We start from the raw sequence: 25843 nt of genomic DNA, 5'->3' as shown, positions 1-25843 counted from the left end.
CTCGGGCAGGCCGTCCCCGGCCGCGGTGTCGACCGCCGTCATCACATCTCCCCTTCGTCGCGCACGGCCGCGGCGGCACCGGCCTCGTCGGCCTCCTCCGCCTCGTCCGCCTCATCGGCCACAGCGGTCGGCTCGTAGGTCAGCACCGCCCGGTTGTCCGGCACGAGGTACCGCGCGGCCACGGCGCGCACCTCCTCCGCCGTCACCGACAGCGCCCGGTCCACCGCGGTGACCGCCAGCTTCGGATCGCCGAACAGCACCGCGTACCGGCACAGCTCGTCCGCCCGGCCGCCCACCGTCGCCAGCCGGTCCAGCCACTCCCGCTCGATCTGCGCCTGCGCCCGCTCCATCTCTTCCGGAGTCGGTCCCTCCGCCACGAAGCGGGCGATCTCCTCGTCGGCCGCCGCCCGCATCGCCGCCACCGAGGCGTCACCGGAGGCCTTGACGTCCAGCCAGCCCACCGACGGCGCCTGCGCCAGCCGCATCATGCCGAAGCCGGCCACCACCGCCAGCCGGTCCCGGCGCACCAGCCGGTTGTGCAGCCGGCTGGACTCCCCCGACCCCAGCACGGTCAGCGCCAGGTCCGCGGCGTCCGCCTCCCGGGTGCCGTCGTGCGGCAGCCGGTACGCCGCCATCACCGCCCGCGACGGCACGTCCGCCTCGACGACCTCCTCCCGGCCGGCGCCCACCGGCCCCGGCGCGGACCCGTCCCGCGGCACCGGCTTGGCGTCGTGCGCCGGAATGGTGCCGAAGTACTTCTCCACCCAGGCCAGCGTGCGCTCCGGGTCGATGTCGCCGACCACCGACAGCACCGCGTTGTTCGGCGCGTAGTAGGTGCGGAAGAACTCCTGGCAGTCCGCCAGCGACGCCGCGTCCAGGTCCGCCATCGACCCGATCGGCATGTGGTGGTACGGGTGCCCCTCCGGGAACACCATCGCCACCAGGCGCTCCCAGGCCGTGCCGTACGGCACGTTGTCGTAGCGCTGCCGCCGCTCGTTCTTGACCACGTCCCGCTGGTTGTCCAGGCTCTCCTGGTCCAGCGCGGCCAGCAGCGAACCCATCCGGTCCGCCTCCAGCCACAGCGCCAGCTCCAGCTGGTGCGCCGGCATGGTCTCGAAGTAGTTGGTGCGCTCGAAGCTCGTGGTGCCGTTCAGCGAGCCGCCCGCGTTCTGCACCAGGGAGAAGTGGCCGTTGCCCGGCACGTTCGCCGACCCCTGGAACATCAGGTGCTCGAACAGGTGCGCGAGCCCTGTCCGGCCGGGGCGCTCGTGCCGGGAGCCCACGTCGTACCACAGGCACACCGCCGCGACCGGCGTGAGGTGGTCCTCGGACAGCACCACGCGCAGCCCGTTGCCGAGCCGGTGCTCCACCACCTCGAACCCGGCACCCCGCGCCGCCGCGGCCCGCGCCGTCTGTGCCGCGTCGGGCGCGGCTGTCTCGGATGTGGCCGCCTGGGCCGTGGCCGGATTGGCCATCCGTATCGTCCTTCCGGTTGCTTGACGTTGCTTGGGTCACTCGAGCACTCGCAAGCGCCATTGTGGTCCACCCTGCCGGGTCGCGGGCGGGCGTGTCGGCAGCACACGCCACAATGGAGCCGGCCCGGCTCCGTGCCGGCACGGCAGCCGACCGCCGCGGCGCCCGCCGCAGCCGCCGCCCGACCCCCACGAAGCAGACCACGAACGAACGACGAAGCAGACCAAGGAGCATCGGCAAGCGATGGCCCGTCGCACTACGAAGACCCCTCCCCCGGACGACTTCGAGGAGCGCATCCTCGACATCGACGTCGTCGACGAGATGCAGGGCTCCTTCCTGGAGTACGCCTACTCCGTCATCTACTCCCGCGCCCTGCCAGACGCGCGGGACGGGCTCAAGCCGGTGCACCGCCGCATCCTCTACCAGATGAACGAGATGGGGCTGCGGCCCGACCGCGGCCACGTCAAGTGCGCCCGCGTCGTCGGCGACGTCATGGGGCGGCTCCACCCGCACGGCGACACCGCCATCTACGACACCCTCGTGCGCATGGCCCAGCCGTTCTCCATGCGGCTGCCCCTGGTCGACGGCCACGGCAACTTCGGCTCCCTGGGCAACGACGACCCGCCCGCGGCCATGCGCTACACCGAGTGCCGCATGACGTCCGCCGCCACCCTCATGGTGGAGTCCATCGACGAGGACACCGTCGACTTCGGACCCAACTACGACGGCAGCGAGAACGAACCCGGCGTGCTCCCCGCCGCCTTCCCCAACCTGCTGGTCAACGGGGCCTCCGGGATCGCCGTCGGCATGGCCACCAACATGCCCCCGCACAACCTCGGCGAGGTCGTGCAGGCCGCCCGCCACCTCATCCGCCACCCGAACGCCGACCTCGAGGCGCTGATGCGCTTCGTGCCCGGCCCGGACCTGCCCACCGGCGGCCACATCGTCGGCCTCGCCGGCATCCGCGACGCCTACGAGTCCGGCCGCGGCACCTTCCGCATCCGCGCCACCGCCACCGTCGAGAACGTCACCCCGCGCCGCAAGGGCATCGTCGTCACCGAACTGCCCTACAACGTCGGCCCGGAGAAGGTCATCGCCAAGGTCAAGGACCTGGTCTCGGCCAAGAAGCTCCAGGGCATCGCCGACCTGAAGGACCTCACCGACCGCGAGCACGGGCTGCGGCTGGTCATAGAGATCAAGAACGGCTTCAACCCCGAGGCCGTCCTCGAACAGCTCTACAAGCTCACGCCGATGGAGGAGACCTTCGGCATCAACAACGTGGCGCTGGTCGACGGCCAGCCCCTCACCCTGGGCCTGAAGGAACTCCTCCAGGTCTACGTCGACCACCGCTTCGAGGTCGTCCGGCGCCGCTCCGAGCACCGCCGCGGCAAGCGCGCCGACCGCCTCCACCTGGTCGACGGCCTGCTCGTCGCGCTCCTCGACATCGACGAGGTCATCCGCATCATCCGCTCCAGCGACAACGCCGCCGTCGCCAAGGAACGGCTGATGGAGCGCTTCGAACTGAGCGACGTGCAGACCCAGTACATCCTCGACACCCCGCTGCGCCGGCTCACCCGCTTCGACCGGGTCGAGCTGGAGGCCGAGCGGGAGCGGCTGCGCGAGGAGATCGCCGAACTCACCGCGATCCTGGAGTCCGACACCCTGCTGCGCAAGGTCGTCTCCGACGAACTCGGCAAGGTCGCCAAGAAGTTCGGCACCCCGCGGCGCACCGTGCTGCTGGAGTCCGCCGGCGCCCCCGCCGCGGCCGTGCCGCTCCAGGTGGCCGACGCCCCCTGCCGCGTCGTGCTCTCCACCACCGGCCTGATCGCCCGCACCGCCGCCGACGAACTGCCGCCCCGGCCCGCCGAACGCGCCGCCCACGACCTGCTCGTCTCCCAGGCCCGCACCACCACCCGCGGCCAGGTCGGCGCGGTCACCACGGCCGGACGCCTGCTCCGCCTGGAGGTGGTGGACCTGCCGCTGCTGCCCGCCGGCGCCGGCCAGCTCACCCCCGGCGACGCCGCCCCGGTCACCGAGTTCTGCGGCGACCTCGCGCCCGACGAACGCGTCCTCGCGCTGACCTCGCTGGACGAGTCCTCCCCGGGCCTGGCGCTCGGCACCGAACGCGGCGTCGTCAAGCGGGTGGTCCCGGACTACCCGGCCAACCGCGACGAACTGGAGGTCATCACCCTGCGCGAGGGCGACCGGCTGGTCGGCGCCGTCGAGCTCGCCACCGGCGACGAGGACCTGGTGTTCATCACCTCCGAGGCGCAGCTGCTGCGCTTCCCCGCCTCCGCGGTACGCCCGCAGGGCCGCCCGGCCGCCGGCATGGCCGGCGTCAAGCTCCCGGACGAGGCCCGGGTGCTCTCCTTCACCGCCGTCGACCCGGCCGCCGACGCGGTGGTGGTCACGGTGGCGACCGGCGCCGAGGCCCTGCCCGGCACCGACTTCGGCAGCGTCAAGGTGACCGGCTTCGCCGAGTACCCCCGCAAGGGCCGCGCCACCGGCGGCGTGCGCTGCCAGCGGTTCCTGCGCGGCGAACGGGAGCTGCGCTTCGCCTGGGCCGGCCCCGCCCCCGCCCGCGGCGCCACCGCCGACGGCGAACCCGTCGCCCTGCCGGCCGTGGATCCCCGCCGCGACGGCTCCGGCACCCCGCTCGGCGGCGACCTGCGCGCCGTCGCCGGCCCGCTGGGCTGACCCGGCCCACCGCGGCCGCCCCCGGGGCCCTGGGACCCCAGGGGCCCGAACGCCTCGGGGGCGGCCGGTCGGGGAGGCGTCCACCTCCCCGACCGGCCGCCCCCGAGGAGGAGCGCCGCGCCGGCTCAGGCGTCGATGCGGGAACGGTCCAGGCGGTCCGCCGAGGAGACGATGAACTCCTTGCGCGGGGCCACCTCGTTGCCCATCAGCAGGTCGAACACCCGCTCCGCCTCGTCCACCTCGCTGATGTTGATCCGGCGCAGCATGCGGTACCGCGGATCCATGGTGGTCTCGGCCAGCTGGTCCGCGTCCATCTCACCGAGCCCCTTGTAGCGCTGCGGCTCCTTGTAGCGGATCCCCTTCGCCTGGAACTCCAGCAGCGTGCGCTTCAGCTCGGCGTCCGAGTAGGTGTACAGGTACTTGTCCTGCCCCTTGCGCGGGTTGGTCAGCTCGACCCGGTGCAGCGGCGGCACCGCCGCGAACACCCGCCCCGCCTCCACCATCGGCCGCATGTAGCGCTGGAACAGCGTGAGCAGCAGGCAGCGGATGTGCGAGCCGTCCACGTCGGCGTCCGCCATCATGATGACCTTGCCGTAGCGGGCCTGCGAGATGTCGAAGCTGCGGCCCGAGCCCGCGCCGATCACCTGGATGATCGCCGCGCACTCGGCGTTCTTGAGCATGTCCGCGACCGAGGACTTCTGCACGTTGAGGATCTTGCCGCGGATCGGCAGCAGCGCCTGGAACTCGGAGTTGCGGGCCAGCTTGGCGGTGCCGAGCGCGGAGTCGCCCTCCACGATGAACAGCTCGCTGCGCTCCACGTCGTCGCTGCGGCAGTCGGCGAGCTTGGCCGGCAGCGTCGAGGTCTCCAGGGCCGTCTTGCGGCGCTGCGCCTCCTTGTGCTGCCGTGCCGCTATCCGCGTGCGGGCGGCGGCGGCGATCTTCTCCAGCACCGTCCGGGCCTGCTGCCGGGTCTCCTTCTTCGCGGAGGTCAGGAACTCCTTGAGCTCCTTGGACACCACGTTGCCGACGATCCGGGAGGCCGCCGAGGTGCCCAGCACCTCCTTGGTCTGGCCCTCGAACTGCGGCTCGGCCAGCCGGACGGTGACCACCGCGGTCAGGCCCTCCAGGGCGTCGTCCTTGGTGACGTCGTCCTCGGCGACCCGCAGCACCTTGGCGGAACGCAGCGCCTCGTTGACGGTGCGGGTCAGCGCGCGTTCGAAGCCGGCGAGGTGCGTTCCCCCCTTCGGGGTGGCGATGATGTTGACGAAGGACCGCACCGTGGTGTCGTAGCCGGCTCCCCAGCGCAGCGCGACGTCGACGCCGAGCTCGCGCTCCACCTCGGTGGGGATCATGTGCCCGCGGTCGTCCAGGACCGGCACGGTCTCCTTGAAGGTGCCGGACCCGGTGATCCGCAGCACGTCGGTGAGCGGCCGGTCGGCGGCCAGGAACTCGCAGAACTCGCTGATGCCGCCGTCGAAGTGGAAGGTCTCCTCGGTGACCTCGGCGCCGTCCAGCCGGCGGGCGTCGCGCACCACGATGGTCAGGCCCGGCACCAGGAAGGCGGTCTGCCGGGCGCGCCCGAGCAGGTTCTCCAGCACCAGTTCGGCGTCCTTGAGGAAGATCTGCCGGTCCGCCCAGTAGCGGACCCGGGTGCCGGTGCGGCCGCCGCGCACCTTGCGGATCTTGCGCAGGCCGCCGCGCGGGGTGAAGTCGGCGTCCGGGGACAGCTGGCGGTCCAGGCGGCCGCGGACCGGCTCCGGCGGGTCGGCGAACTCGCCGGGGGTGCCGCGGCGGAAGCTGATCGCGTGGGTGGAGCCGTTGCGGTCGACCTCGACGTCCAGCCGGGCGGAGAGCGCGTTCACCACGGAGGCGCCCACGCCGTGCAGGCCGCCGGAGGCGGCGTAGGAGCCGCCGCCGAACTTGCCGCCGGCGTGCAGCTTGGTCATCACGACCTCGACGCCGGACAGGCCGGTCTTGGGCTCGACGTCGACCGGGATGCCGCGGCCGTTGTCCCGCACCTCGACGGAGCCGTCCTGGTGGAGGACGACCTCGATCATGTCGCAGTGTCCGCCCAGCGCCTCGTCGACCGCGTTGTCGATGATCTCCCACAGGCAGTGCATGAGGCCGCGACTGTCCGTGGATCCGATGTACATCCCTGGGCGCTTGCGGACCGCTTCCAGTCCTTCCAGCACCAGCAGGTGCCGTGCGGTGTAGCCGGCGCCGTCCGGCTCCGCGCCGGGGAGCAACGCAGTGGGTTCGGCGGTCACGCGGGGACAACTCCTCGTCGCTAACCGGTGACCGACGGTCCGCGGCGCGTGCTCGCCGGGCCGGGTCATCGGTGATCAGTGAAGGACAGCAGGCTATCTGGCTGGTCGGCGGGGGTTTCGCCGATCCCGGCCGAACTCGTATGCTACGCGGACCTCGCACGTCAGTTCGCCCAACCGTTCGAGTGACGCGCAGGTCGCGGAGGACGTCAGGCATGAACCGTACGGGTGCTGGGCACGTCCTTCTCAACACAACAGCACAGCGCGCCCCGATCCCCGGGAAAATCGGGGCGGGTCCCGCCCACCGGGGCGGGACGCAGACCAGCCATCGAGCAACCGAAGGCACCAACGAAGACGCCGCCACGGAAGCCATTCGTGCCGCCGGACCGCCGCCAACCGGTCACAACGACCGCGGAGGGGTCCCGTTACCATCCCGCGCGTGGGTGGGCCGCCGAGAATTCCCCTCGGCGGACGGGAACGAACCGGCCTGGTTGGATGTTGACCCTGGTACGACAGCTCGTCGAGCTAGAGAAGAGGCGACGTGACTACAGTTCTGACCCCAGCCAGCCCGCTGACCGCAGCCGACCGCTGCGACCGGTGCGGCGCCCAGGCGTACCTGCGAGTCGTCCTGGCCTCCGGCGGTGAACTGCTCTTCTGCGCCCACCACGGACGTAAGTTCGAGCCGGAACTCAAGAAGATCGCAGTGGAGATCCAGGACGAGACCGACCGACTCTCCGCGACCCCGGCGACAGCCACGGCCGAGGAGCGCTGAAGACCGGCACCGAACCTCCCGTACTCGACGACGAGCAGCCGGGTGGTGGTGCGGGCGCGACGCCCTCATGTGAGGTCTCCGTCACGCCGGCACAGTGAGCATCCGGACACCTCCGCACGGTGAACAACAACCGAAGAACCTTCGAGAACCGAAGAACCTTCCCGGCCCCGTGCGGCCGGTGACGGGCGGCGGCGCTCCCGAAGCGGAGCGCCGCCGCCTCGCCATGCCCAGCGGTGGCCACCGCTATCCGGGCCCTTCCCCGTACGCGGCGGAGGCGCTGTCCACGGCCGCCTGCACCTCCGTGGCGACCGCCGAGATGCGGGTGTAGACCCCGGGGTAGTCCGCCAGGGCGCAGCCGGCGCCCCAGGAGACGATGCCGGCGAGCCTGCCGCCGATCACCAGCGGCCCGCCGCTGTCCCCCTGGCAGGCGTCCACACCGCCGGCCTCCTCCCCGGCGCACACCATCGTCGTGGCGTCGAAGGTCCCCTGGCGGCCCCCGGGGTAGGCCCGGGCGCACTCGGAGTCGGCCACCACCGGCACCGTCGCGGCGTGCAGGCTGTCCGCGTACCGCCCGCCACCGGTGGTGTCCCCCCAGCCCAGCACCGTGGCCGGCGTCCCCGGCGCGTAGTAGTCCTCGTCACCGGCCGGCACCAGCGGCAGCGTCTCGTGGCCGACCAGCGGCTCGGCCAGGGTCAGCACGGCGACGTCCCTGCTGTCGGCCGCCGGGTCGTACCAGGGGTCGACCCAGACGCCGGACACGGGAACCTCGCGCCCCTGGGTGCTCTCCAGGTCGCCGCGGTCCACGATGACCGCGAGATCCGGCCGGCGCACGATCTCGCCACTGCTGGAAGTCACGCAGTGCGCCGCCGTGACCACCTTGTCCTCGGCGACCAGGGTGCCGCCGCAGAAGTGCCCGGAGCGGGCCGCCCCGAAGGAGTCCCGGCTGCTCAGCGCCACCGCCCAGGGATACTCCGTTATCGGGACCCCCACCCCGCCCACGATCCGCTCGCCCGGCCCCTGACCGCCCCCCTGCGGCGCGGCCCCCACGGCCGCCGCCGGACCGGCCGCGGTGAGCCCTCCGCCCAGCAGCGCCAGGGCGGCCGCGGCCGTCCCCGCCCGCCGCCACCCAGGAGCACCGCGCGCTCCGGCGCCTCCCCCGCGCCGGACGCCGGGCCTGTTCGCTTTCGGCGAAATCCTCACCGGGTGTTCTCCTCCCACCGACGGCCGCCTGCCCACCCCGTCCCGAACACTCTCGGACAGCACAGGGACCCGGATGATCTGCTAAGCGTAGCGGCGCAACCTCTGTCAGTGATCATGCCCGGGAATCGGTGCCCGCGAAATCACCCGATCGGGTACACCCGGAGCACCGCCACGGTGCCGGTGGGAGGAAACGACACCGATGAGACCGATGGGACGCGGGAGCGACCGCGCGGCGCCCCCGCCGGAAGACGACGACGGCCGGGCTCCGGCGGAAACGTGTGGACGTTCCCGCCGGAACCCGGCCGTACGGCTGCCCCGCGGACGCCCCACCACGGCGGGTGGAACCGGCGGGGACCGGCCGACTAGTCGAGGTAGTCGCGCAGCACCTGCGACCGCGAGGGGTGACGCAGCTTGGACATCGTCTTGGACTCGATCTGCCGGATCCGCTCCCGGGTCACCCCGTAGACCTTGCCGATCTCGTCCAGCGTCTTCGGCTGGCCGTCGGTGAGCCCGAACCGCATCGACACCACGCCGGCCTCCCGCTCGGAGAGGGTGTCCAGCACCGAGTGCAGCTGCTCCTGCAGCAGCGTGAAGCTGACCGCGTCCGCCGGGACGACCGCCTCGGAGTCCTCGATCAGGTCACCGAACTCGCTGTCGCCGTCCTCGCCGAGCGGGGTGTGCAGCGAGATCGGCTCCCGGCCGTACTTCTGGACCTCGATGACCTTCTCCGGGGTCATGTCGAGCTCCTTGGCCAGCTCCTCCGGAGTGGGCTCCCGACCGAGGTCCTGGAGCATCTGGCGCTGCACCCGGGCCAGCTTGTTGATGACCTCGACCATGTGCACCGGGATGCGGATGGTGCGGGCCTGGTCCGCCATGGCGCGGGTGATCGCCTGCCGGATCCACCAGGTGGCGTACGTGGAGAACTTGTAGCCCTTGGTGTAGTCGAACTTCTCCACCGCGCGGATCAGACCGAGGTTGCCCTCCTGGATCAGGTCCAGGAACAGCATGCCGCGACCGGTGTAGCGCTTGGCCAGCGACACCACCAGACGCAGGTTGGCCTCCAGCAGGTGGTTCTTCGCCCGCCGGCCGTCCTCCGCGATGATCTCCAGCTCGCGCTCCAGGCGCGGCGCCAACTTCTCCCCGGAGGCCAGCTTGTCCTCCGCGAAGAGACCGGCCTCGATCCGCTTGGCGAGCTCCACCTCCTGCTCGGCGTTGAGCAGCGGGACCTTGCCGATCTGCTTGAGGTAGTCCTTCACCGGGTCGGCGGTCGCACCCGCCGCGGCGACCTGCTGCGCCGGCGCGTCGTCCTCGTCCTCGTCGGACAGGACGAAGCCCTCGTTCTCCTCCCCCGGAGCGGTCGGCTCCTGGACGTCGGCGGCGAGCTCGACGTCCTCGACCGCCTCCTCCGCCTCGTCGGCCTTCTTGGTGGTGGCCTTCTTCGCCGGGGCGGCCTTCTTGGCGGCGGCGGCCTTCTTCGCCGGAGCGGCCTTCTTCGCCGCCGCCTTCTTCGCCGGGGCGGCCTTCTTGGCGGCGGGCGCCTTCTTCGCCGGAGCGCTCGGCGCGCCGGCGGCCTCGAGGCCCTCCTCGGAGACCGGCTCGTCCACCGACGCCTCGGCGATCGCCTTCGGCGCGGTGGCCGCCACGGCGGTCCGCGTCGTGCGCGTCGCCGTGGCGCGCACGGCCTTGGTGGTGGTGGTAGTAGTGGTGGTGCGCTTGGCCGCGGTCTTCGTCGCGGCGCTCTTGCGGGTGCGCTTGGGCGCGGAGGAGTCCGCCGCGCTGACCATGAGCGTCACCCCCTCCTCGTCGAGGACCTGGTTGAGGCTGCGCAGCACGTTCTTCCACTGCGTTGCCGGGATCCGATCCGCCTCGAACGCGTGGCGCACGTCGTCGCCGGCAATCTGCCCCTGAGCCTTACCCCGCTCGATCAGCGCCATGAGATGTGCGGACTCGGCGATCTCGGGTGGGAGCGAACGGGATGTGCTGGCCGACACGAACAACCTCTCGGGACGTTGGGGAAGAGGCCCGACACCCCCCGCGAGGACACGGCCCTCGGCCACGGGCCCCGGACCGCGCACCACGGCGACGGATCCGGCGACACCCCGGCCTCGGCTGCGCGCCTCGGGGACGGTCGGACTGGGATTACATGACTGGACGCTTGACTGGGGATCCGGCGGACGGCCCGCGGAGCAACACACCATACTGACATGCCGGAATTGCTCCCCGAGGGCTCATCCCGCCTCCGTAGTCATCGCACGAGGCGCATCGGCGTTACGGGTACCCCCAGTGGCGCAGATCACACCCTCCGCCGAGGTGGGCACCGTCCCGCCGCACCGGCGCGACGACGGCACCGAAAAACCGCCGGCGGTGGGCGCCGCCGCGTCCAACCACGCTCCACCCCCCGCCTATTCCCTTCCCGGCCCGCCGCCCCGGCGGCGGCGAGCCGACGGCCACCCCCCCGAGGACCCGGGAGCCCTCGCACGGCGGCTCCCGTCCAGCACGGACGGGAGACCCGCCGGCGCCGGCCGCCCCGGCGCGCCCAGGGCCCTCGGGCCCACCCAGGGCCCGCCCCTAGTGCTCGCGCGGCGCGGGCACCATGTGCTCCGCCTCCGGGTGCACGGTCAGCAGGGCACGCATCGCGGCCTCGGCCGCCGTGCCGTCGCCCGCGCCCAGCGCCTCCACCACCCGCGCGTGCAGGCCCAGCGCCGCCTCCGAGGGGCGGTCGCACCCGGTGACCTGCCCACCGGAGACGTGCAGCGCCGAGGCGACGATCACCGCCAGGTGCTCCAGCATCCGGTTGCCGCCGGCGTGCAGCAGCAGCGCGTGCAGCTCGGCGTCGGCCCGCGCGTAGGTGATCGCGTCGTGGTGCGCGACCGCCTGCCCCATGATCTCCACCATGTCCACCATGCGCTGCTGGACGTCCTCGCGGCCGTGCCCGGCCGCCAGCCGGGCGGCCAGCGGCTCGAACGCCCACCGCAGCTCGAACAGCTCGCGGCGCTGGTCCTCCCGCTGCGGGCCGCAGGCCCGCCACTCGATGATGTCCGGGTCCAGCAGGTTCCAGTCGCCCACCGGACGGACCCGGGTCCCGACGTTCGGCCGCGCGCTGACCAGCCCCTTGGCCTCCAACACCCGCAGGGACTCGCGCACGACCGTCCGCGACACCTCGAACCGCTGGCCGATCTCCTCCGGAACCAGCGGCCGCTCGGCCCCCAGCTCCCCGGCCACGATCATCTGACCGAGCTGCTGCACCAACTGTCCGTGGAGTCCACGCCCCCGCCCCGCCCCGGCCTTCCGGCCCACCCTCCCCATCGCGGCTTCCGTGGCGTCCCAGCCCGCACCCGCGGGCGCCGGCGATGGTGGGTCGGCGAGGGGCATCTCCCCGTACGGGCTACCCCCGTCCAGGGAGGTCTCGTTCGTCCGGGCGGCGGTCACTGTGGTCTGCGCAAGGGTACTCACGCTCTCTTTTGTCGGTCACGAGCCCGGCGATCTTGAGAACTTTCCTGAAAAGCACACGAAAGGGTGATCGTGCCTGATGTCGCAATTGACCCAGATAGCCGGGAGAATCACCGATCGCCCCCGATGCCGGGGCCCTCACGACCCCCACGGCCCCCAGGAAACACGGCGCGGAGACCGGAGCGCGGCCGTGCTCGCCGGCCGCCGGCTGCGGGCCGCCTACGGGACACGCCGCCTACGCAGAACCACCAGGCACACCAGCAACAGCAACCCCGTCGTGGCGAGCCCCGCCACGGCGGCCGCCGGCACCGCGTCCCACCACCCCCGGCCCCCCGCCGCGCCGTCCCACAGCAGGTCCCGGGAGGCGAAGAACGGCAGGTACCCGCGCGCCCCCGCCAAACGCTCCCCCCAGGCACCCTCGAACAGGGCCGACAGCAACGGCTCCACCACCACCGGCAGCAGCAGCACCGCGCACAACCCCAGCGTCGCGCTCCGCGCCACCCCCGCCACCAGCAGCGCCGTCACCGCGCACAACACCACCAGCGCCACACACCCCCCGATCACCCGCAGCGCCTCCCCCGGCCCTCCCAGCACCGGCCCCACCCCGGCGGCGCCCCCCGCGCCGCCCAGCAGCGCGGGCAGCAGCAGGCCGTGCCCCAGCCGCCACACCGCCACCGCCTCCCCCGCCACCAGCGCCAACAACGCCATGAGCACGCCATGCCCGGCGGCCACCAGCACCTTCGCCACCGGCAACGCCACCCGCCGGGGCATCGCCAGCAACGCCGGGGTCAGCGTCCCGTAGCGGTACTCGTGCCCGAACGACATCGCCGCCACCACCCCCGCGCACACCCCTGCGGGCGGCAGCGGCAGCAGCGGCGCCGCCGCCGTGAGCATCTCCACCGCCTGCTCCGGCCGCACCGGCCCGCGCAACGAACGCGCCACCGCGTACGCCAGCAGCGCCGAAGCCAGCACACCGCCCAGCGTCCACCCCCACACCGAACGCAGCCCGGCCAGCCGCCGCACCTCGTACCGCAACGCCCGCATCAGCGCGCCTCCTCCACCACGGCCGCGGCCGCCCGCACCCCGTCCACCGGCACCCCGTCCGCCCGCACCCCGTCCGCGGGGCCGCCGGCGGACGACTCCTCCCAGCCGACCCCCTCGTCGAACACCACCGGCCGCCCGACCAACGCGACCTCCCGCGGACGCGGCCGGCGCGGCGAGAGCACCACCCCCCGCACCAGCCGACCCACCGACAGCGGACCGCGCTCCCTCGGCAGCGCCGCCCGCACCGCCGTCGCCCCGCCCACCGCGGTCGCCCCACCCAGCCGACGCCCCGCACACGCCCCGTCCACCACGGAACCCCCGGCCAGCCGGCCGGAATCCACCGACACCACCGGCACCTCCCGCTCCGACAACTCGTGCAGCGGCACCCCGTGCCGGAACGCCAACTCCCCCACCCCACTGCGGCGCATCCCGCTCACCACGATCCGGGTCGCCCCCTTGCGGCGCACCGGCGCCCCCAACGCCACCAGCACCTCCGCCAGGCGCCCCGCCTCCGGCGAACGCACCGTCACCTCCGGATGCAGATGGGTGCGCACGTAGTCGTCCACCGGCATGTTCGCCACCAGACGCCCGCCCTCCAGCGCCACCACGTGATCCGCCAGCAACGGCATCAACGCCGGCCGCCGCTCCGTCACCACAACCGTCCGCCCCTCCCGGGCACACGCCCGCAGAAAGGCCAGCAACCACTCCGCGCCCAGCGGGTCCAGCTCCGGCAACGGATCGTCGAAGAGCAGGATCGGCGGATCCCCCAGCAGCGCCGCGGCCAGCCCCAGCCGCACCCGCATCCCCACCGAGAAGTGCCGCGTCCGCTGCCCGGCCACATGCTCCAGGCCCACCAGCCGCAACGCCGCCTCCACACGGGACGGCGAGGTGCCGTAGGCGGCACACAGCGTGCGCAGATGACCACGCGCCGAACGGTCCGGATGGCAGCCCAGCCGCGAGGTGCCCTGCAGCAGCACCCCCACCTCGGCCGCCGGTCGCCGCAACCGCCGATACGGCCGGCCGTCGAAGAGCGTGACGCCACCGCCCCGCTCCAGACCCACCATCAGGCGCACGGCCGTCGACTTGCCCGCCCCGGGCGGACCCACCACCCCGGTGACCCGCCCAGGCAAGGCCTCAAAGGACAGGTCATCAACTCCGCCGCCCCGCCGGTACTTCCTCGTCAGCCCCGTGGCCTCGATCATCCGCACTCCCGATGCCCGTGTGCAACGGATGCGTCATTCCTCGCCAACAGCGGCAAGCCACGGAAAAGAGCTGAAAATCACCCGTCCTGCCCCCAGCCCACCACCCCCCGGCGGGGCACCGACGGCACACCACCCAGCGGAGCGTCAGGGCTCCGGGCGCAGCATCGGCGGATTCAACACCGTCGCCTCACCGGCACGGAACAACTGCGCCGGACGTCCGCCCTGACGCTTCGTCGTCCCCCCGGCGGCCACCAGGAACCCCGGCGTCCCCGTGACCTTGCGGTGGAAGTTCCGCGGATCCAGCGAAACGCCCCACACCACCTCGTACACCCGCCGCAGCTCCCCCACCGTGAACTCCTCCGGGCAGAAGGCGGTCGCCAGGGACGAGTACTCGATCTTGGACCGGGCGCGCTCCACCCCGTCGGCCAGGATGCGGTCGTGGTCGAACGCCAACCGCCCACCCGAGCGACCGCCCTCCAGCAGGGCGTCCACCGGCGTCCACCGGGCCCCCTCCACGTCCCCACCCGGCCGCGGCGTCGGCAGATCCGGAGCCAGCACCAGGTACGCCACACTCACCACCCGCATGCGGGGATCCCGGCCCGGATCGCCGTACGTCGCCAGCTGCTCCAGATGCGCCTCACCCCGCCGCACCGGACAGGCCGCCTCCATCACCCGGGCACGCAGCGACGTCTCCTCCAGCAACTCCCGCTCGGCCGCCGCAGCCAGATCCTCGTCGGGGCGCACGAAGCCCCCCGGCAGCGCCCACGCCCCCTCGAACGGCGGCTCCGCCCGCCGCACCGTCAGCGCGCACAGCGCCTGCTCCCGGACGGTCAACGCCACCAGATCCACCGTGACGGCGAACGGGGGAAAGGCCGACGGATCGTATGGCGACATGGCTGCCATGATAGTCGTCTCAGTGACGATAAAACCCGGATGCCACACAAACCCCGGCCCGGGAAAGGCGCCTCGAGGGGCACGTGCCGCGCCAGCCCGAAGCCAGTCTCCTTGCCTCGCCTTCCCCGCCCGTCCTCTCCTCCCTCGTCGCTTCCCCACCTCCCTCGTCGCTTCCCCACCTCCTTCCCAATCCCCCGCCCCCGCCCCCCGCCCGCTCCCCCTTCCCTGCCCCTTCTCTCCCCTCCCCCCGTCCCGCCCCCACCCGCCTCCCCCAGCCCATGCCGAGGCGGGACGCGCCCCCGCCTGGCTGCCCTGCGCCCTACCCCCCGCCCGCCCCCGTCCCCCGTCCCCTTGCTACTCGCCCCGGGCGCCCGCCTGGCCCATCCCGCAGGTCCCCTCCCTCCGCGCGCGGGCCCCTTCCCCAACCTCGGCCTGCCGCATCCTGCCGCTCCCCGCGCGGGGCCCATCCCCTTCCCAGCCGCGCCCTGCCTCCTCCGAGCCCTCGCCCCGCTTCACCCCAACCCACGGGCCCCGCCCGCCCTACCCGGCCCCAGCCCCCGCCTGGCCCGCCCTATCCGGCCGCAGCCCGCGTCCCGCTCGCCCTACCTGGCCTCGCCTCGGCCGAACCCTCTCCTGCCCTGCCCCGAACAACGATTGGCCCCACCCTCGCCCAGCGGTTCCCAGCCGGTGGGCCGGCCTCAGCCAGCGCTCCGGCGCTCTCCGGAAAGGGGCACACCCCCTCGTTCCTCGCATGAGAGCCGGGCGTACCGCCCCTGCTCCGTCGGGCTCACCACCCCGCCTCGGCGGGAGCGCGATCCCCGTTCACGGGCACCCCACCCACCCTCGACGCGTACTCGCCGCTCCGCCCCTCCCGCACGGCCGTGGCGGGAGGAGAGGAGGGGGCACGGGCCGCCGCCACCCTCGCCGAGGGCAGCGGCGGCCACGCCGCACGCACTACATCGGCGGCCAGGTACGAACGCGGGGCGTCCCGGGCCGGTTGGGGCCCGGGCCGTCCGCGCACTGTCGCGTCGGCCGACGGCCCAGTCCGGAGCCGGAGCGCCCGGCCCGGGCTCGGGCGGCGCGCGCCCCGCGTCCGCGCCGGACCGTGTGGGCGGTCAGCGAACGCGGCCGAGGACCGCGCCCTCCGCGGCTCCGCCCGCCGTCAGGCCCTGCGGCGGCCCGGCAGGACCTGCCTCGGCCGGCCCGCCGGGCGCGCAGCGCTCGTCGGATCGGCTCGGGGTCGAGCCCGTGCCACACCGCCTGCCGCAGCAGGACGGAGAAGGAGTGCTCCGGGTCCAGGGCCAGGGCCCGCCCGAGCGCCTCGCGGGCGAGTCCGGTGTCCCCGAGGGACCAGGCCGTCCAGCCGAGCAGTGACAGCACCGGCACGGCGTGCTTCCGGTACGGCTCGACACAGCGGCTGGCCAGGTGCCGCCACAGTTCGCGGGCGGCCTCGCCGTACGGCCCTTCCATGTACTCCGCGGCGCGGTCGCGGACCTCGCGGTCCTGGAGCCCGATGATCAGCCGGGCCGCCCCGGCGGCGTCGAGCGGCCTCGGAGGGCCCTCGCGGAAGCGGGTCACGGCCCGGGCAATCGCACGGTGGCTCTCCCTGCGTACCGCGGCCGCCGCGCCCGGCTCCATCATCCGGGGCAGCAGTTCGGCCGCGACCTGGTCCAGGGCCTCCCGGTAGCGCTCTGCCCACGGATCGGGTACCGGGTCGAGCGCGGGCGGCGCCCCGGGCGGGTGCGTCTCGTTCTCCGTGAGCGGGAGGACGGGGAACGCCCCGGTGGGCGGGGCCCACGCCAGGTCGGGGACGGGGTGTTCGGTCTGTTCGGCACGGTCGGCCACGGGGTTGGTTCCCTCGTTGCCGACGCCGGTGTCCGTGTGATGGGTGTTCTCGTGTGTGGTCATGCTCCGACGATGACCGGAAGCCGCGCCCGGCACACGGGTGAGATGCCGGCCTGTGGATAACTCGGGGTGTTGTCCTGCGGTTTTGCGGCGGTCGGCGCTCAGGTTCACTCTCCGGAGTGAACGCGGGTGGAGTTTTCCACAGGTTTTTCGGGCGACTGGCGCGCGGCCGTGTCGAGGGTGTCGACTGGGGGGCGGAGTCTGCGCACGGCCGGCTCCCCCGCGGGACAGACGCCGGAACGCCGCCGGCGCGCGCCCCGCGGTCCGCCTCACGAGGGAAGAGCCCGATGCCGCACCACGAGTCCACCGCCACGATCGGCGCCGACGAGCGCGCGGCCCTGCGTCGGCGCGCCGACGAGGTCCTGGTCCGCCTGGTCGGTGGTGAAGCGCGACTGCGTGAGGACCAGTGGCGGGCGATCGAGGCGCTGGTGGTGGACCGCCGCAGGGCCCTGGTGGTGCAGCGGACGGGCTGGGGCAAGTCGGCCGTCTACTTCGTCGCCACCGCTCTGCTGCGTGAGCGGGGGCACGGCCCCACCGTGATCGTCTCCCCGCTGATCGCGCTGATGCGGAACCAGGTGGAGGCGGCGGGCCGGGCCGGCATCCACGCCCGCACCATCAACTCGGCCAACATCGAGGAGTGGAAGGAGATCCAGGAGGACGTCTCCCGGAGCGCGGTCGACGTCCTCCTGGTGAGCCCGGAGCGCCTGAACAACCCGGACTTCCGGGACAACCTGCTGCCGGAGCTCGCCGCCTCGGCCGGCCTGGTCGTGGTGGACGAGGCGCACTGCATCTCCGACTGGGGCCACGACTTCCGTCCCGACTACCGGCGCCTGCGCACCCTGCTCGCCGACCTGGGCGAGTCGGTGCCGGTGCTGGCCACCACGGCCACGGCCAACGCCCGGGTGACCGCCGACGTCGCCGAGCAGCTGGGCACGACCGGCGGCGGCCTGGCGGCGGCGGACGGCGCCGCGGCGAACGGCGCCGCCGGCGCCCTCGTGCTGCGCGGACCGCTCAGCCGGGACAGCCTGTCCCTCGGGGTGCTGTCCCTCCCGGATCCGGCGCACCGCCTCGCCTGGCTGGCCGATCACCTCCCGCGGCTGGCCGGCTCCGGCATCGTCTACACGCTGACGGTCTCCGCGGCGGAGGAGGTGGCCGCCTTCCTGCGTGGTCGGGGCCTCGCCGTCGCCGCCTACTCCAGCCGGACGGAGGACGCCGAGCGCCGGGCCGCGGAGGCCGATCTCCAGGCGAACCGGATCAAGGCGCTGGTCGCCACCTCCGCCCTGGGCATGGGGTTCGACAAGCCGGATCTGGGTTTCGTGGTGCATCTGGGCTCTCCGCAGTCACCGATCGCCTACTACCAGCAGGTGGGCCGGGCGGGCCGTGGCGTGGACCGGGCCGAGGTGCTGCTGCTGCCCGGGCGGGAGGATGAGGCGATCTGGCGGTACTTCGCGCAGCTCGCCTTCCCGGAGGAGGAGCGGGTGCGCGCCACCCTGGACGTGCTGGCGCAGGCGCCCGGCCCGATGTCCACGGCCGCCCTGGAGAGCCGCGTCGACCTGCGCCGAAGCCGGCTGGAGGCGATGCTGAAGGTGTTGGACGTCGACGGCGCGGTGCGGCGGGTGCGGGGCGGGTGGACGGCCACCGGCCGGCCGTGGAGGCACGACACCGAGCGGTTCGCCCGAGTCGCCGAGGCTCGGGCGGCCGAGCAGCAGGCGATGCGGGAGTACGTCGGCACGGACCGCTGCCGGATGGAGTTCCTGCAGAGGCAGCTGGACGACGCCACGGCGGCGCCCTGCGGGCGGTGCGACAACTGCGCCGGGCCCTGGCGCACCGCCGAGGTCTCCACGGAGTCGCTGGACGCCGCCCGCGCGGCGCTCGGCCGGCCCGGCGTGACCATCGAGCCGCGCCGGATGTGGCCGACGGCCATGACGGCGGTCGGTCTCGATCTGAAGGGGCGTATCCCCCCTGGTGAGCAGGCCGCGCCGGGGCGGGCGCTCGGGCGTTTGACGGACATCGGCTGGGGCGGCACCCTGCGCGCGTTGCTGGCGCCGCAGCAGCCTGACGGGCCGCTGCCGGAGGACGTGCTGGCGGCGGTGGTGACGGTGCTCGGTGACTGGGCGCGTGGTCCGGGTGGCTGGGCGAGCGCGGACGCGGCGGCGGACCGGCTGCCGCGTCCGGTCGGGGTGGTGACGATCGCCTCGCTCTCCCGCCCCCGCATGGTGGAGTCGCTCGGCGAGCACCTGGCGGCGGTCGGGCGGATGCCGCTGCTGGGCCGCGTCGAGTACGCGCCTGGTCGGGAACGCCCGCCGGGTTCGCACAACAGCAACAGCGCGCAGCGGCTGCGGGCGGTCCACGGCGCCTTCACGGTTCCGGACGCGCTGTCGGCCCGGCTGTCCGCGGTTCCGGGGCCGGTGTTCCTGGTGGACGACCGGGTCGACAGCGGCTGGACCATGACGGAGGCGGCGCGGCTGCTGCGCCGGGCCGGTGTTCCGGCGGTGCTTCCGGTGGCGCTGGCCGTGGAGAGCTGAGGCGGGGCCAGCCGGTAGCGGTCGTTCCGGCCGCCGGGGGCCGACAGTGCTGGTCAGCAGGTGGTGAGGGCCACCTTTGTCCGTTCACAAGGCGAAGAAGGCGCCCCGACATACTCCGTGAATGCGGTGATAGCGGGCGGGGTTCGCCAATTGGCCATTGCCGTGGGGAGACTCCGCCGAGACAATTGGTCGACCATACGCGCCGATCTTGCGCCGGACGTGGTGTACACGCTCCCACGGGTCGGAACGCCAGCGAGAGGAGCATGCCGATCATGGTCGTCAGCACCGGTCAGGCTCTTCCTCCGGGGTCCCGACGGGTCCTCAGCCTCGACGGCTGGACGGCGATCGAGGTTCCGCTGCTGCGTGATCCTCGCACGCTCGTCAGCAGGTTGCACTCCCTGCACCGCCCCACCGACGGCACCACGGTGCTCGCGGTTCTCGACGCCCTGCACAACCTCGTGGCCAGTGTCTCCTTCAGTAGCCGGCCGCTGGACGGGCGCGAGGAGCCGCGCATCGTTCAACATCTGAACGGACATCGGGTTCAGTCGGGCGGGACGGCGAATCCGCTGGGTCCGGACCGCGCCACCCGGCCCCTGCTTCCGCTGCCCAGCCTGGTGCCGCGGAGCGGGGCGGGTGCCGGCCCCGGGCCGGAGCCGGTCGCCGCCGCCCCGCAGCCGCCTGCCGGGGGGGAGGGCGAGGGAGGGAGCGGTGACGCTCACGTCCCCACCGTCCCGGGGCCCCGACCGGCGGGGCGGGTGGTCGGCGGCGAGGAGGAGAAGCCTCTGGACGGCTGGACGCACCGCAACACGCTGCTGCAGAACCTTCGGCGGGTCATCCCGCACGACCTGCGCCTGCGCACCCCGGTACGGCTGGGCATGCTGCTGCAGTGCCGTACCGCGGAGGGCGGCTGGACTCCGGCCGACGGCCCGTGGATGTGGGCGCTGAACGACGCCTGCCACCTGCACGGTCTGCGCACCGGCCCCTATCTCACGCTCACCGACGGCGGTTGGCAGGTGCTGGGCGAGGACCGCCACGGACGCACACCGCGGCTGAGCGAGCGGGGCGAGCCCGCCCGGATCGCGTCGGTGCACCCGATGCGGAGCGGATACGGCACGGTGGTCGGGCACCACACGCCCCCGCCGGCGGCCCGGCGCCGCACCGCCGCCCGCTGACATCCCGCCCCCGTCTCCCGCGCGCCCCCCTGCCCGCCTGCTCCCCTCGTGGCGTCCGGGCGCGGCGGACGCCGACCGTCCGGGGCTCTCCCGGCCGTCTCGCGCCGCCTCGTCGCGGCGCGGCCCCCCGTTGGGCGCTCCTAGCCGATCAGTGCGCTGAGCCGACGCTGTTCGCCGCACACCACCAGCAGTTCCCCGGCCCGGGTCAGTCCGGCCACCAGGGCCTGCGCCTGCGTGGTCTCGTCACCGCCGTTCACCGCCAGCACGACGACGGGGCGCGCCGCGTCGCGGGCGTCGGCGGCGCTGGCGTAGAAGACGTCGCCGCGCTCGTCGAGCTGCCGCCAGTAGGAGGCCTCGCCGAAGGACAGCTCGTGCTGCTGCCACGGGTGGATCTCACCCGTGGTCAGGACCAGGATGTCGCCGGGCTCGCGGCCTTCCTCCAGCAGACCGTCCACGGCCTCGTCCGCGCGCTCCAGCGCCTCCCGCGGGGTGGCCTCGACGACGGTGATGCGGGCGGTCGGCCGGCCCTGCTGGCCCTCCGGTCCGCGCTGCGGGCGGTCTCCGCGCCCCTGCCCCGGGCGCTGCCGCTCCGCCCGGCCGGACGCTGCCCGTCCGGGGGTGGCTCGCGGTGTTCCCGGGCGGGGCACGGAGTCGGATATGGGCGGCCGGGGGGCCGGGGGACGGGGGACGGGGCCTGGGGTGGGACGGCCGGCGGAACCCCCGCCTCGGCCGTCGGGACGTGCGTCGCCGGAGCCCATCGCGCCGTTGGCGGTCTGTGGGCCCTCGGAGGAAACAAGCGGCATGATGCCCTGTCTATCAAACTACTCCGGGCCTCTCCCAGGCGGGGGCGGTCGTTTTAGCCTTTCGATACACGCCGGCCAGGGTTGAGGCCGAGTCGCAACCTTCCGGGGCTCGCGGAGGTCATTCCTCCACGTCCACGCCGTGGTCGGCGGCGAGGGCGGCGAGTCCCTCCTCGTAGCCCTGACCCACGGCGCGCAGCCGCCAGCGACCGCTCCTGCGGTAGACCTCGGCGAGCACCATCACCCGCTCCGATCCGGCGTCGTCCAGGCGCAGTTCGGCGAGGCGGGCGCCGGAGACCGGGTCGGTCGCGGCCATGTTCACCGCGACGTCCGCGAAGCCGGCGCCGGGCGCCGACTCGTCCAGCGCGAGCGCGATCAGCAGTTGCTCCCGTCCGGGCGGGAGGCGGTCCAGGTCGACGTCGACGGCGTCACTGGCGCCGCGCATGTCGCCCCGCCGTCCGCCGCCGGTCTTGCCGGCCAGGCGCACGCCGCCGGCGACGTGCTCGGGCTGGTTGTAGAAGACGAAGTCCTCGTCACCGCCCACCCGGCCCGCGTCGTCCAGGACCAGCGCGACCACGTCGGCGTCCACGTCGGCCGCGGCCCACCAGGAGGCCTCGACGCGCAGCCGGCTGCCGGTCAGGCCCAGGTCCTCCAGCGGCACGGTCTGGCCGCGCACCAGCGCGCGTGGCCGTGCGGCACCGGTTCCGCCGCCGCTGGCGGCGACGCGTGCGGGCACCGCGGCCGTCGCCGCCCGGGGCATGGGCTGGGTGGCGTCGGTGGTCGCCGCCGACGGCACCAGCACGGGCTCGGGCTCCCGCGACGACGCGGGGGCGGGCGCGGGCACGGCGGTGGACGGCGGCTGGGCCGGCCGCGGAGGGATGTGCGCCGCGGGGGGCGTGGTCGGCGACGGGGGTACGGGGCGCGCCGACGCGGCCGACGCGGCCGACGCGGCCGACGCGGTCGCGGGCGCCGGGGTGGCGGCCCCCGGTGAGGCGGCGTCACGGGCGGTGCGCTGGGCGACGTCCTCCCGGGTGCGTTCGAGGTCCGCGAGCAGCGCGAGGAACACGGGCTCCACGAGCACCCGGATGCCGCGCTCCCGCGCCCAGAAGGTGCGGTCGGCGGAGGCGTCGGGGTCGGCGACGACCAACAGGTCGACGTGGTCGTGGATGCCGGCGGCGCGGTGCAGGCCGGCGCGGGCGAACCGTTCCTCCAGTTCCCGGTCGTCGACGGCCACGTAGCCGTGCAGCAGCACCCGCGTGCCGGCGGTCAGCGGGCGTCCCCGGACCAGCACGTGACGCCCGGGCGTGATGGCCGCCGCGCCATCCGCCGGGCTCCCGCCCGACGGCCCGTCGGGTGATGTGGTGTCTCCGGCCATGGCGCCGAGGACCATCGTCACGATGTCGTTCACCGAGGCACGCGGCACCCCGAGCAGGGCACCGACCCGTACGAGGTCGGCCTGCTCCTCGGGGGCCACCCGTCCGCCGCCGGCGGCCATGGCGGCGGCGAGGGTCGTGACGTACAGCCGGTGGACGCTCTCCAGCCGCGCCTGGTCCATGCCCAGTGAGGCGGCCAGTTCGGCGAGGTCGGTGGCCTCCTGGGCGGTGAGCACCCGGTCCTCCAGGGAGGTGTCGAGGACGGCCAGGTAGGCGTCCTCCGCCTCCCCGACGCCTCCGGGTACGCCCGGGCTGCCCAGTCGTTCCAGGTAGGAGACGGCCTCGCGGCGGCGACGCTGCTCGGCCAGCTGGCGTTCCTGGCGCAGTTGGAGTGCGTCTCCCCGGCTGTGCACGGGGGCGGCCTCCCGGGGCGGGCGCGGCCAGTTCAGTGAGGCGGCCACGGTACGCGCCTGCTGCCAGTGCCGTTCCTGGTCGGCACCTCGGCCGAGGAAGTGGGTGAGGAGCGCGGAGGCCGCGAGTGCCTTTCCGGGCGCGCCCGCTCCCCGTGCCACGTCCAGGCCGGCCGCCTCGCACAGGGCGGTCAGGGTGAACCGGGCCGCCTCCGGGACATAGCGGTGGGCCTCCCGCATGGTGCACAGCGACACCAGGGGCGGCACGGCGGGTCGGCGCACCCGCTGGAACTCGCGCTCCAGGAAACCGATCTCGAAGCGGGCGTTGTGCGCGACGACGACGCGCTGCGCGAGCAGCCCGGCCAATTGGGGCGCGATGTCCCGGAACCGCGGGGCGCCGACCAGATCCTCGGGGAAGATCCCGTGCAGATCACTGTCACCGGGCGGGCCCTCGGGGTCCAACAGGGTGCTGAAGCGGTCGACGTGGTTGCCTTCGAGGTCGGTGAGGATCACGGCGACCTCGACGATGCGATGCCGGTGTGGTGACAGGCCCGTTGTCTCGACCGCCACCACCGCGTAGCCGGGGCACTCGCCCCTCGCCCCCAAGCGCACCTGGTTTCGCCCTCCACTCGTGAGGCCCTGGGCCCCCTCCCACCGGAGCCGACTCTACCGCCTGGCCGGGTGACGACGATCTGGCGGGCGCGACCACCTCGGCTCACCAGAGGCGCCGCGGGAACGCGAAAAAGGGGTGTGGCCCCGACCGAATTGAACTCGGTCGGGGCCACACCCCTATCACAAATATTCCGGCGGCGTCCTACTCTCCCACACACTCCCGCATGCAGTACCATCGGCGCTGTAAGGCTTAGCTTCCGGGTTCGGAATGTAACCGGGCGTTTCCCTCACGCTATGACCACCGGAAACCTTGGGAACACAAGGCAACCAGCAACAATCTTCAATTAACACTGGTCCTGGTCATTGCTCCAGAACCACACAGTGGACGCGTAGCATCTATGGACAAGCCCTCGGCCTATTAGTACCGGTCAGCTCCACACCTCACAGTGCTTCCACACCCGGCCTATCAACCCGGTCGTCTACCGGGAGCCTTAACCCATCACGTGGGTGGGAGTCCTCATCTCGAAGCAAGCTTCCCGCTTAGATGCTTTCAGCGGTTATCCCTCCCGAACGTAGCCAACCAGCCATGCCCTTGGCAGAACAACTGGCACACCAGAGGTTCGTCCGTCCCGGTCCTCTCGTACTAGGGACAGCCCTTCTCAAGACTCCTACGCGCACAGCGGATAGGGACCGAACTGTCTCACGACGTTCTAAACCCAGCTCGCGTACCGCTTTAATGGGCGAACAGCCCAACCCTTGGGACCAACTCCAGCCCCAGGATGCGACGAGCCGACATCGAGGTGCCAAACCATCCCGTCGATATGGACTCTTGGGGAAGATCAGCCTGTTATCCCCGGGGTACCTTTTATCCGTTGAGCGACGGCGCTTCCACAAGCCACCGCCGGATCACTAGTCCCTGCTTTCGCACCTGCTCGACCCGTCAGTCTCACAGTCAAGCTCCCTTGTGCACTTACACTCAACACCTGATTGCCAACCAGGCTGAGGGAACCTTTGGGCGCCTCCGTTACCCTTTAGGAGGCAACCGCCCCAGTTAAACTACCCACCAGACACTGTCCCTGATCCGGATCACGGACCCAGGTTAGACATCCAGCACGACCAGAGTGGTATTTCAACAACGCCTCCACCACGCCTAGCGACGCGGCTTCACCGGCTCCCACCTATCCTACACAAGCCGAACCGAACACCAATATCAAGCTATAGTAAAGGTCCCGGGGTCTTTCCGTCCTGCTGCGCGAAACGAGCATCTTTACTCGTAATGCAATTTCACCGGGCCCATGGTTGAGACAGTCGAGAAGTCGTTACGCCATTCGTGCAGGTCGGAACTTACCCGACAAGGAATTTCGCTACCTTAGGATGGTTATAGTTACCACCGCCGTTTACTGGCGCTTAAGTTCTCAGCTTCGCCAACCCTGAAGAGTCGACTAACCGGTCCCCTTAACGTTCCAGCACCGGGCAGGCGTCAGTCCGTATACATCGCCTTACGGCTTCGCACGGACCTGTGTTTTTAGTAAACAGTCGCTTCTCGCTGGTCTCTGCGGCCACCACCAGCTCCAGGAGCAAGTCCCTTCACCAGCAGCGGCCCCCCTTCTCCCGAAGTTACGGGGGCATTTTGCCGAGTTCCTTAACCATGGTTCACCCGAACGCCTCGGTATTCTCTACCTGACCACCTGAGTCGGTTTAGGGTACGGGCCGCTCCAACACTCGCTAGAGGCTTTTCTCGACAGCATAGGATCATCCACTTCGCCACAAAGGCTCGGCATCAGGTCTCAAGCACATGCCAGGCGGATTTGCCTACCTGGCGCCCTACACCCTTACCCCGGGACAACCACCGCCCGGGCTGGACTACCTTCCTGCGTCACCCCATCACTCACCTACTACCCCTTTGGGTCACCGGCTCCACTCCCGCAGTCCCGAAGGACCACGAAAGCTTCACGGGCTTAGCATCAGAGGGTTCAGCGTTGGGCGCGTTGAAACGGGTACGGGAATATCAACCCGTTGTCCATCGACTACGCCTGTCGGCCTCGCCTTA

At 72.7% G+C, this 25843-nt stretch carries 15 protein-coding genes and 2 rRNA genes (1 of these 17 cut by a window edge); 4 read left to right on the top strand and 13 right to left on the bottom strand.

The genetic code is table 11. The features are described 5' to 3' along the window. Positions 1-41: 41 nt before the first annotated feature. Positions 42-1475, bottom strand: coding sequence for a M16 family metallopeptidase (locus FHU37_RS00345; RefSeq protein ID WP_179812233.1), 1434 nt, complete (start codon positions 1473-1475; stop codon positions 42-44). A gap of 241 nt (positions 1476-1716) precedes the next feature. Here FHU37_RS00345 and FHU37_RS00340 point away from each other — a divergent pair, with 241 nt between their 5' ends. Continuing rightward, complete coding sequence (locus tag FHU37_RS00340) at positions 1717-4170, top strand: DNA gyrase/topoisomerase IV subunit A (RefSeq protein ID WP_179812232.1); 2454 nt, start codon at positions 1717-1719, stop codon at positions 4168-4170. Positions 4171-4295: 125 nt separating this feature from the next. Here FHU37_RS00340 and FHU37_RS00335 read toward each other — a convergent pair whose 3' ends face one another. Further along, positions 4296-6437, bottom strand: a complete 2142-nt coding sequence (locus FHU37_RS00335) for a DNA gyrase/topoisomerase IV subunit B (RefSeq protein ID WP_312892350.1) — start codon at positions 6435-6437, stop codon at positions 4296-4298. A 538-nt stretch (positions 6438-6975) separates the two neighbouring features. On the opposite strand from FHU37_RS00335, the gene FHU37_RS00330 reads away from it, so the two are divergent. After that, positions 6976-7206 carry a DUF7455 domain-containing protein gene (locus FHU37_RS00330; protein ID WP_179812230.1) on the top strand — a complete coding sequence of 77 codons (231 nt, stop codon included), beginning with the start codon at positions 6976-6978 and terminating at the stop codon, positions 7204-7206. A gap of 243 nt (positions 7207-7449) precedes the next feature. On the opposite strand, the gene FHU37_RS00325 is transcribed toward FHU37_RS00330, so the two are convergent. From FHU37_RS00325 to FHU37_RS00295, 7 genes are all read right to left on the bottom strand, one after another. Further along, the gene (locus FHU37_RS00325) at positions 7450-8301 is read right to left on the bottom strand and encodes a S1 family peptidase (protein WP_179815912.1); all 852 of its coding nucleotides are present in this window, start codon (positions 8299-8301) and stop codon (positions 7450-7452) included. Positions 8302-8768: 467 nt separating this feature from the next. Next, on the bottom strand, positions 8769-10403 hold the full coding sequence (locus tag FHU37_RS00320; protein ID WP_281394513.1) for an RNA polymerase sigma factor: 1635 nt from the start codon (positions 10401-10403) through the stop codon (positions 8769-8771). A 571-nt stretch (positions 10404-10974) separates the two neighbouring features. Next, positions 10975-11859, bottom strand: coding sequence for a FadR/GntR family transcriptional regulator (locus FHU37_RS00315; RefSeq protein WP_179812229.1), 885 nt, complete (start codon positions 11857-11859; stop codon positions 10975-10977). A gap of 216 nt (positions 11860-12075) precedes the next feature. Beyond that, entirely contained in the window at positions 12076-12900 is an 825-nt protein-coding gene (locus FHU37_RS00310; RefSeq protein ID WP_179812228.1) for a hypothetical protein, read from the bottom strand. Continuing rightward, a complete protein-coding gene (locus FHU37_RS00305; protein WP_179812227.1) occupies positions 12900-14102 on the bottom strand; it encodes an ATP-binding cassette domain-containing protein in 1203 nt (400 codons plus the stop codon). The genes FHU37_RS00310 and FHU37_RS00305 overlap by 1 nt, the downstream gene beginning before the upstream one ends. A 144-nt stretch (positions 14103-14246) precedes the next feature. Continuing rightward, the gene (locus FHU37_RS00300; protein ID WP_179812226.1) at positions 14247-14996 is read right to left on the bottom strand and encodes an NUDIX hydrolase; all 750 of its coding nucleotides are present in this window, start codon (positions 14994-14996) and stop codon (positions 14247-14249) included. A 954-nt stretch (positions 14997-15950) separates the two neighbouring features. Beyond that, entirely contained in the window at positions 15951-16904 is a 954-nt protein-coding gene (locus tag FHU37_RS00295) for a DUF4192 domain-containing protein (protein WP_179812225.1), read from the bottom strand. A 284-nt stretch (positions 16905-17188) separates the two neighbouring features. Here FHU37_RS00295 and FHU37_RS00290 point away from each other — a divergent pair, with 284 nt between their 5' ends. Next, entirely contained in the window at positions 17189-19426 is a 2238-nt protein-coding gene (locus tag FHU37_RS00290) for a RecQ family ATP-dependent DNA helicase (protein WP_179812224.1), read from the top strand. 614 nt (positions 19427-20040) lie between these two features. Further along, complete coding sequence (locus FHU37_RS27625) at positions 20041-20598, top strand: hypothetical protein (protein WP_446680297.1); 558 nt, start codon at positions 20041-20043, stop codon at positions 20596-20598. 140 nt (positions 20599-20738) lie between these two features. Here the strand turns inward: FHU37_RS27625 and FHU37_RS00280 are convergent, their stop codons facing one another. The 4 genes from FHU37_RS00280 to FHU37_RS00265 all read right to left on the bottom strand — a co-directional run. Further along, positions 20739-21245: a hypothetical protein gene (locus FHU37_RS00280; protein ID WP_312892348.1), complete on the bottom strand. Its 507-nt coding sequence runs from the start codon at positions 21243-21245 to the stop codon at positions 20739-20741. A gap of 274 nt (positions 21246-21519) precedes the next feature. After that, positions 21520-23793 (bottom strand): TerD family protein, encoded by a 2274-nt coding sequence (locus FHU37_RS00275; RefSeq protein WP_179812222.1) that lies wholly within the window; start codon positions 23791-23793, stop codon positions 21520-21522. A gap of 189 nt (positions 23794-23982) precedes the next feature. Further along, positions 23983-24099: ribosomal RNA gene (gene rrf / locus FHU37_RS00270) — 5S ribosomal RNA — on the bottom strand. A 92-nt stretch (positions 24100-24191) separates the two neighbouring features. Then, a 23S ribosomal RNA gene (locus FHU37_RS00265) occupies positions 24192-25843 on the bottom strand; it runs 1451 nt beyond the window's last position.

The organism is Allostreptomyces psammosilenae, from assembly GCF_013407765.1.
GTDB lineage: Bacteria > Actinomycetota > Actinomycetes > Streptomycetales > Streptomycetaceae > Allostreptomyces > Allostreptomyces psammosilenae.
The sequence above is the reverse complement of the archived record's forward strand: the minus strand, read 5'-3'. Positions and strand labels throughout refer to the sequence as shown.

Excerpts from the sequence above, each read along its gene's own strand:
- FHU37_RS00345 (WP_179812233.1), bottom strand. The coding sequence starts at position 1,475 with ATGGCCAATCCGGCCACGGCCCAGGCGGCCACATCCGAGACAGCCGCG.
- FHU37_RS00340 (WP_179812232.1), top strand. The coding sequence starts at position 1,717 with ATGGCCCGTCGCACTACGAAGACCCCTCCCCCGGACGACTTCGAGGAG.
- FHU37_RS00310 (WP_179812228.1), bottom strand. The coding sequence starts at position 12,900 with ATGCGGGCGTTGCGGTACGAGGTGCGGCGGCTGGCCGGGCTGCGTTCG.
- FHU37_RS00305 (WP_179812227.1), bottom strand. The coding sequence starts at position 14,102 with ATGATCGAGGCCACGGGGCTGACGAGGAAGTACCGGCGGGGCGGCGGA.
- FHU37_RS00300 (WP_179812226.1), bottom strand. The coding sequence starts at position 14,996 with ATGTCGCCATACGATCCGTCGGCCTTTCCCCCGTTCGCCGTCACGGTG.
- FHU37_RS00295 (WP_179812225.1), bottom strand. The coding sequence starts at position 16,904 with ATGACCACACACGAGAACACCCATCACACGGACACCGGCGTCGGCAAC.
- FHU37_RS00290 (WP_179812224.1), top strand. The coding sequence starts at position 17,189 with ATGCCGCACCACGAGTCCACCGCCACGATCGGCGCCGACGAGCGCGCG.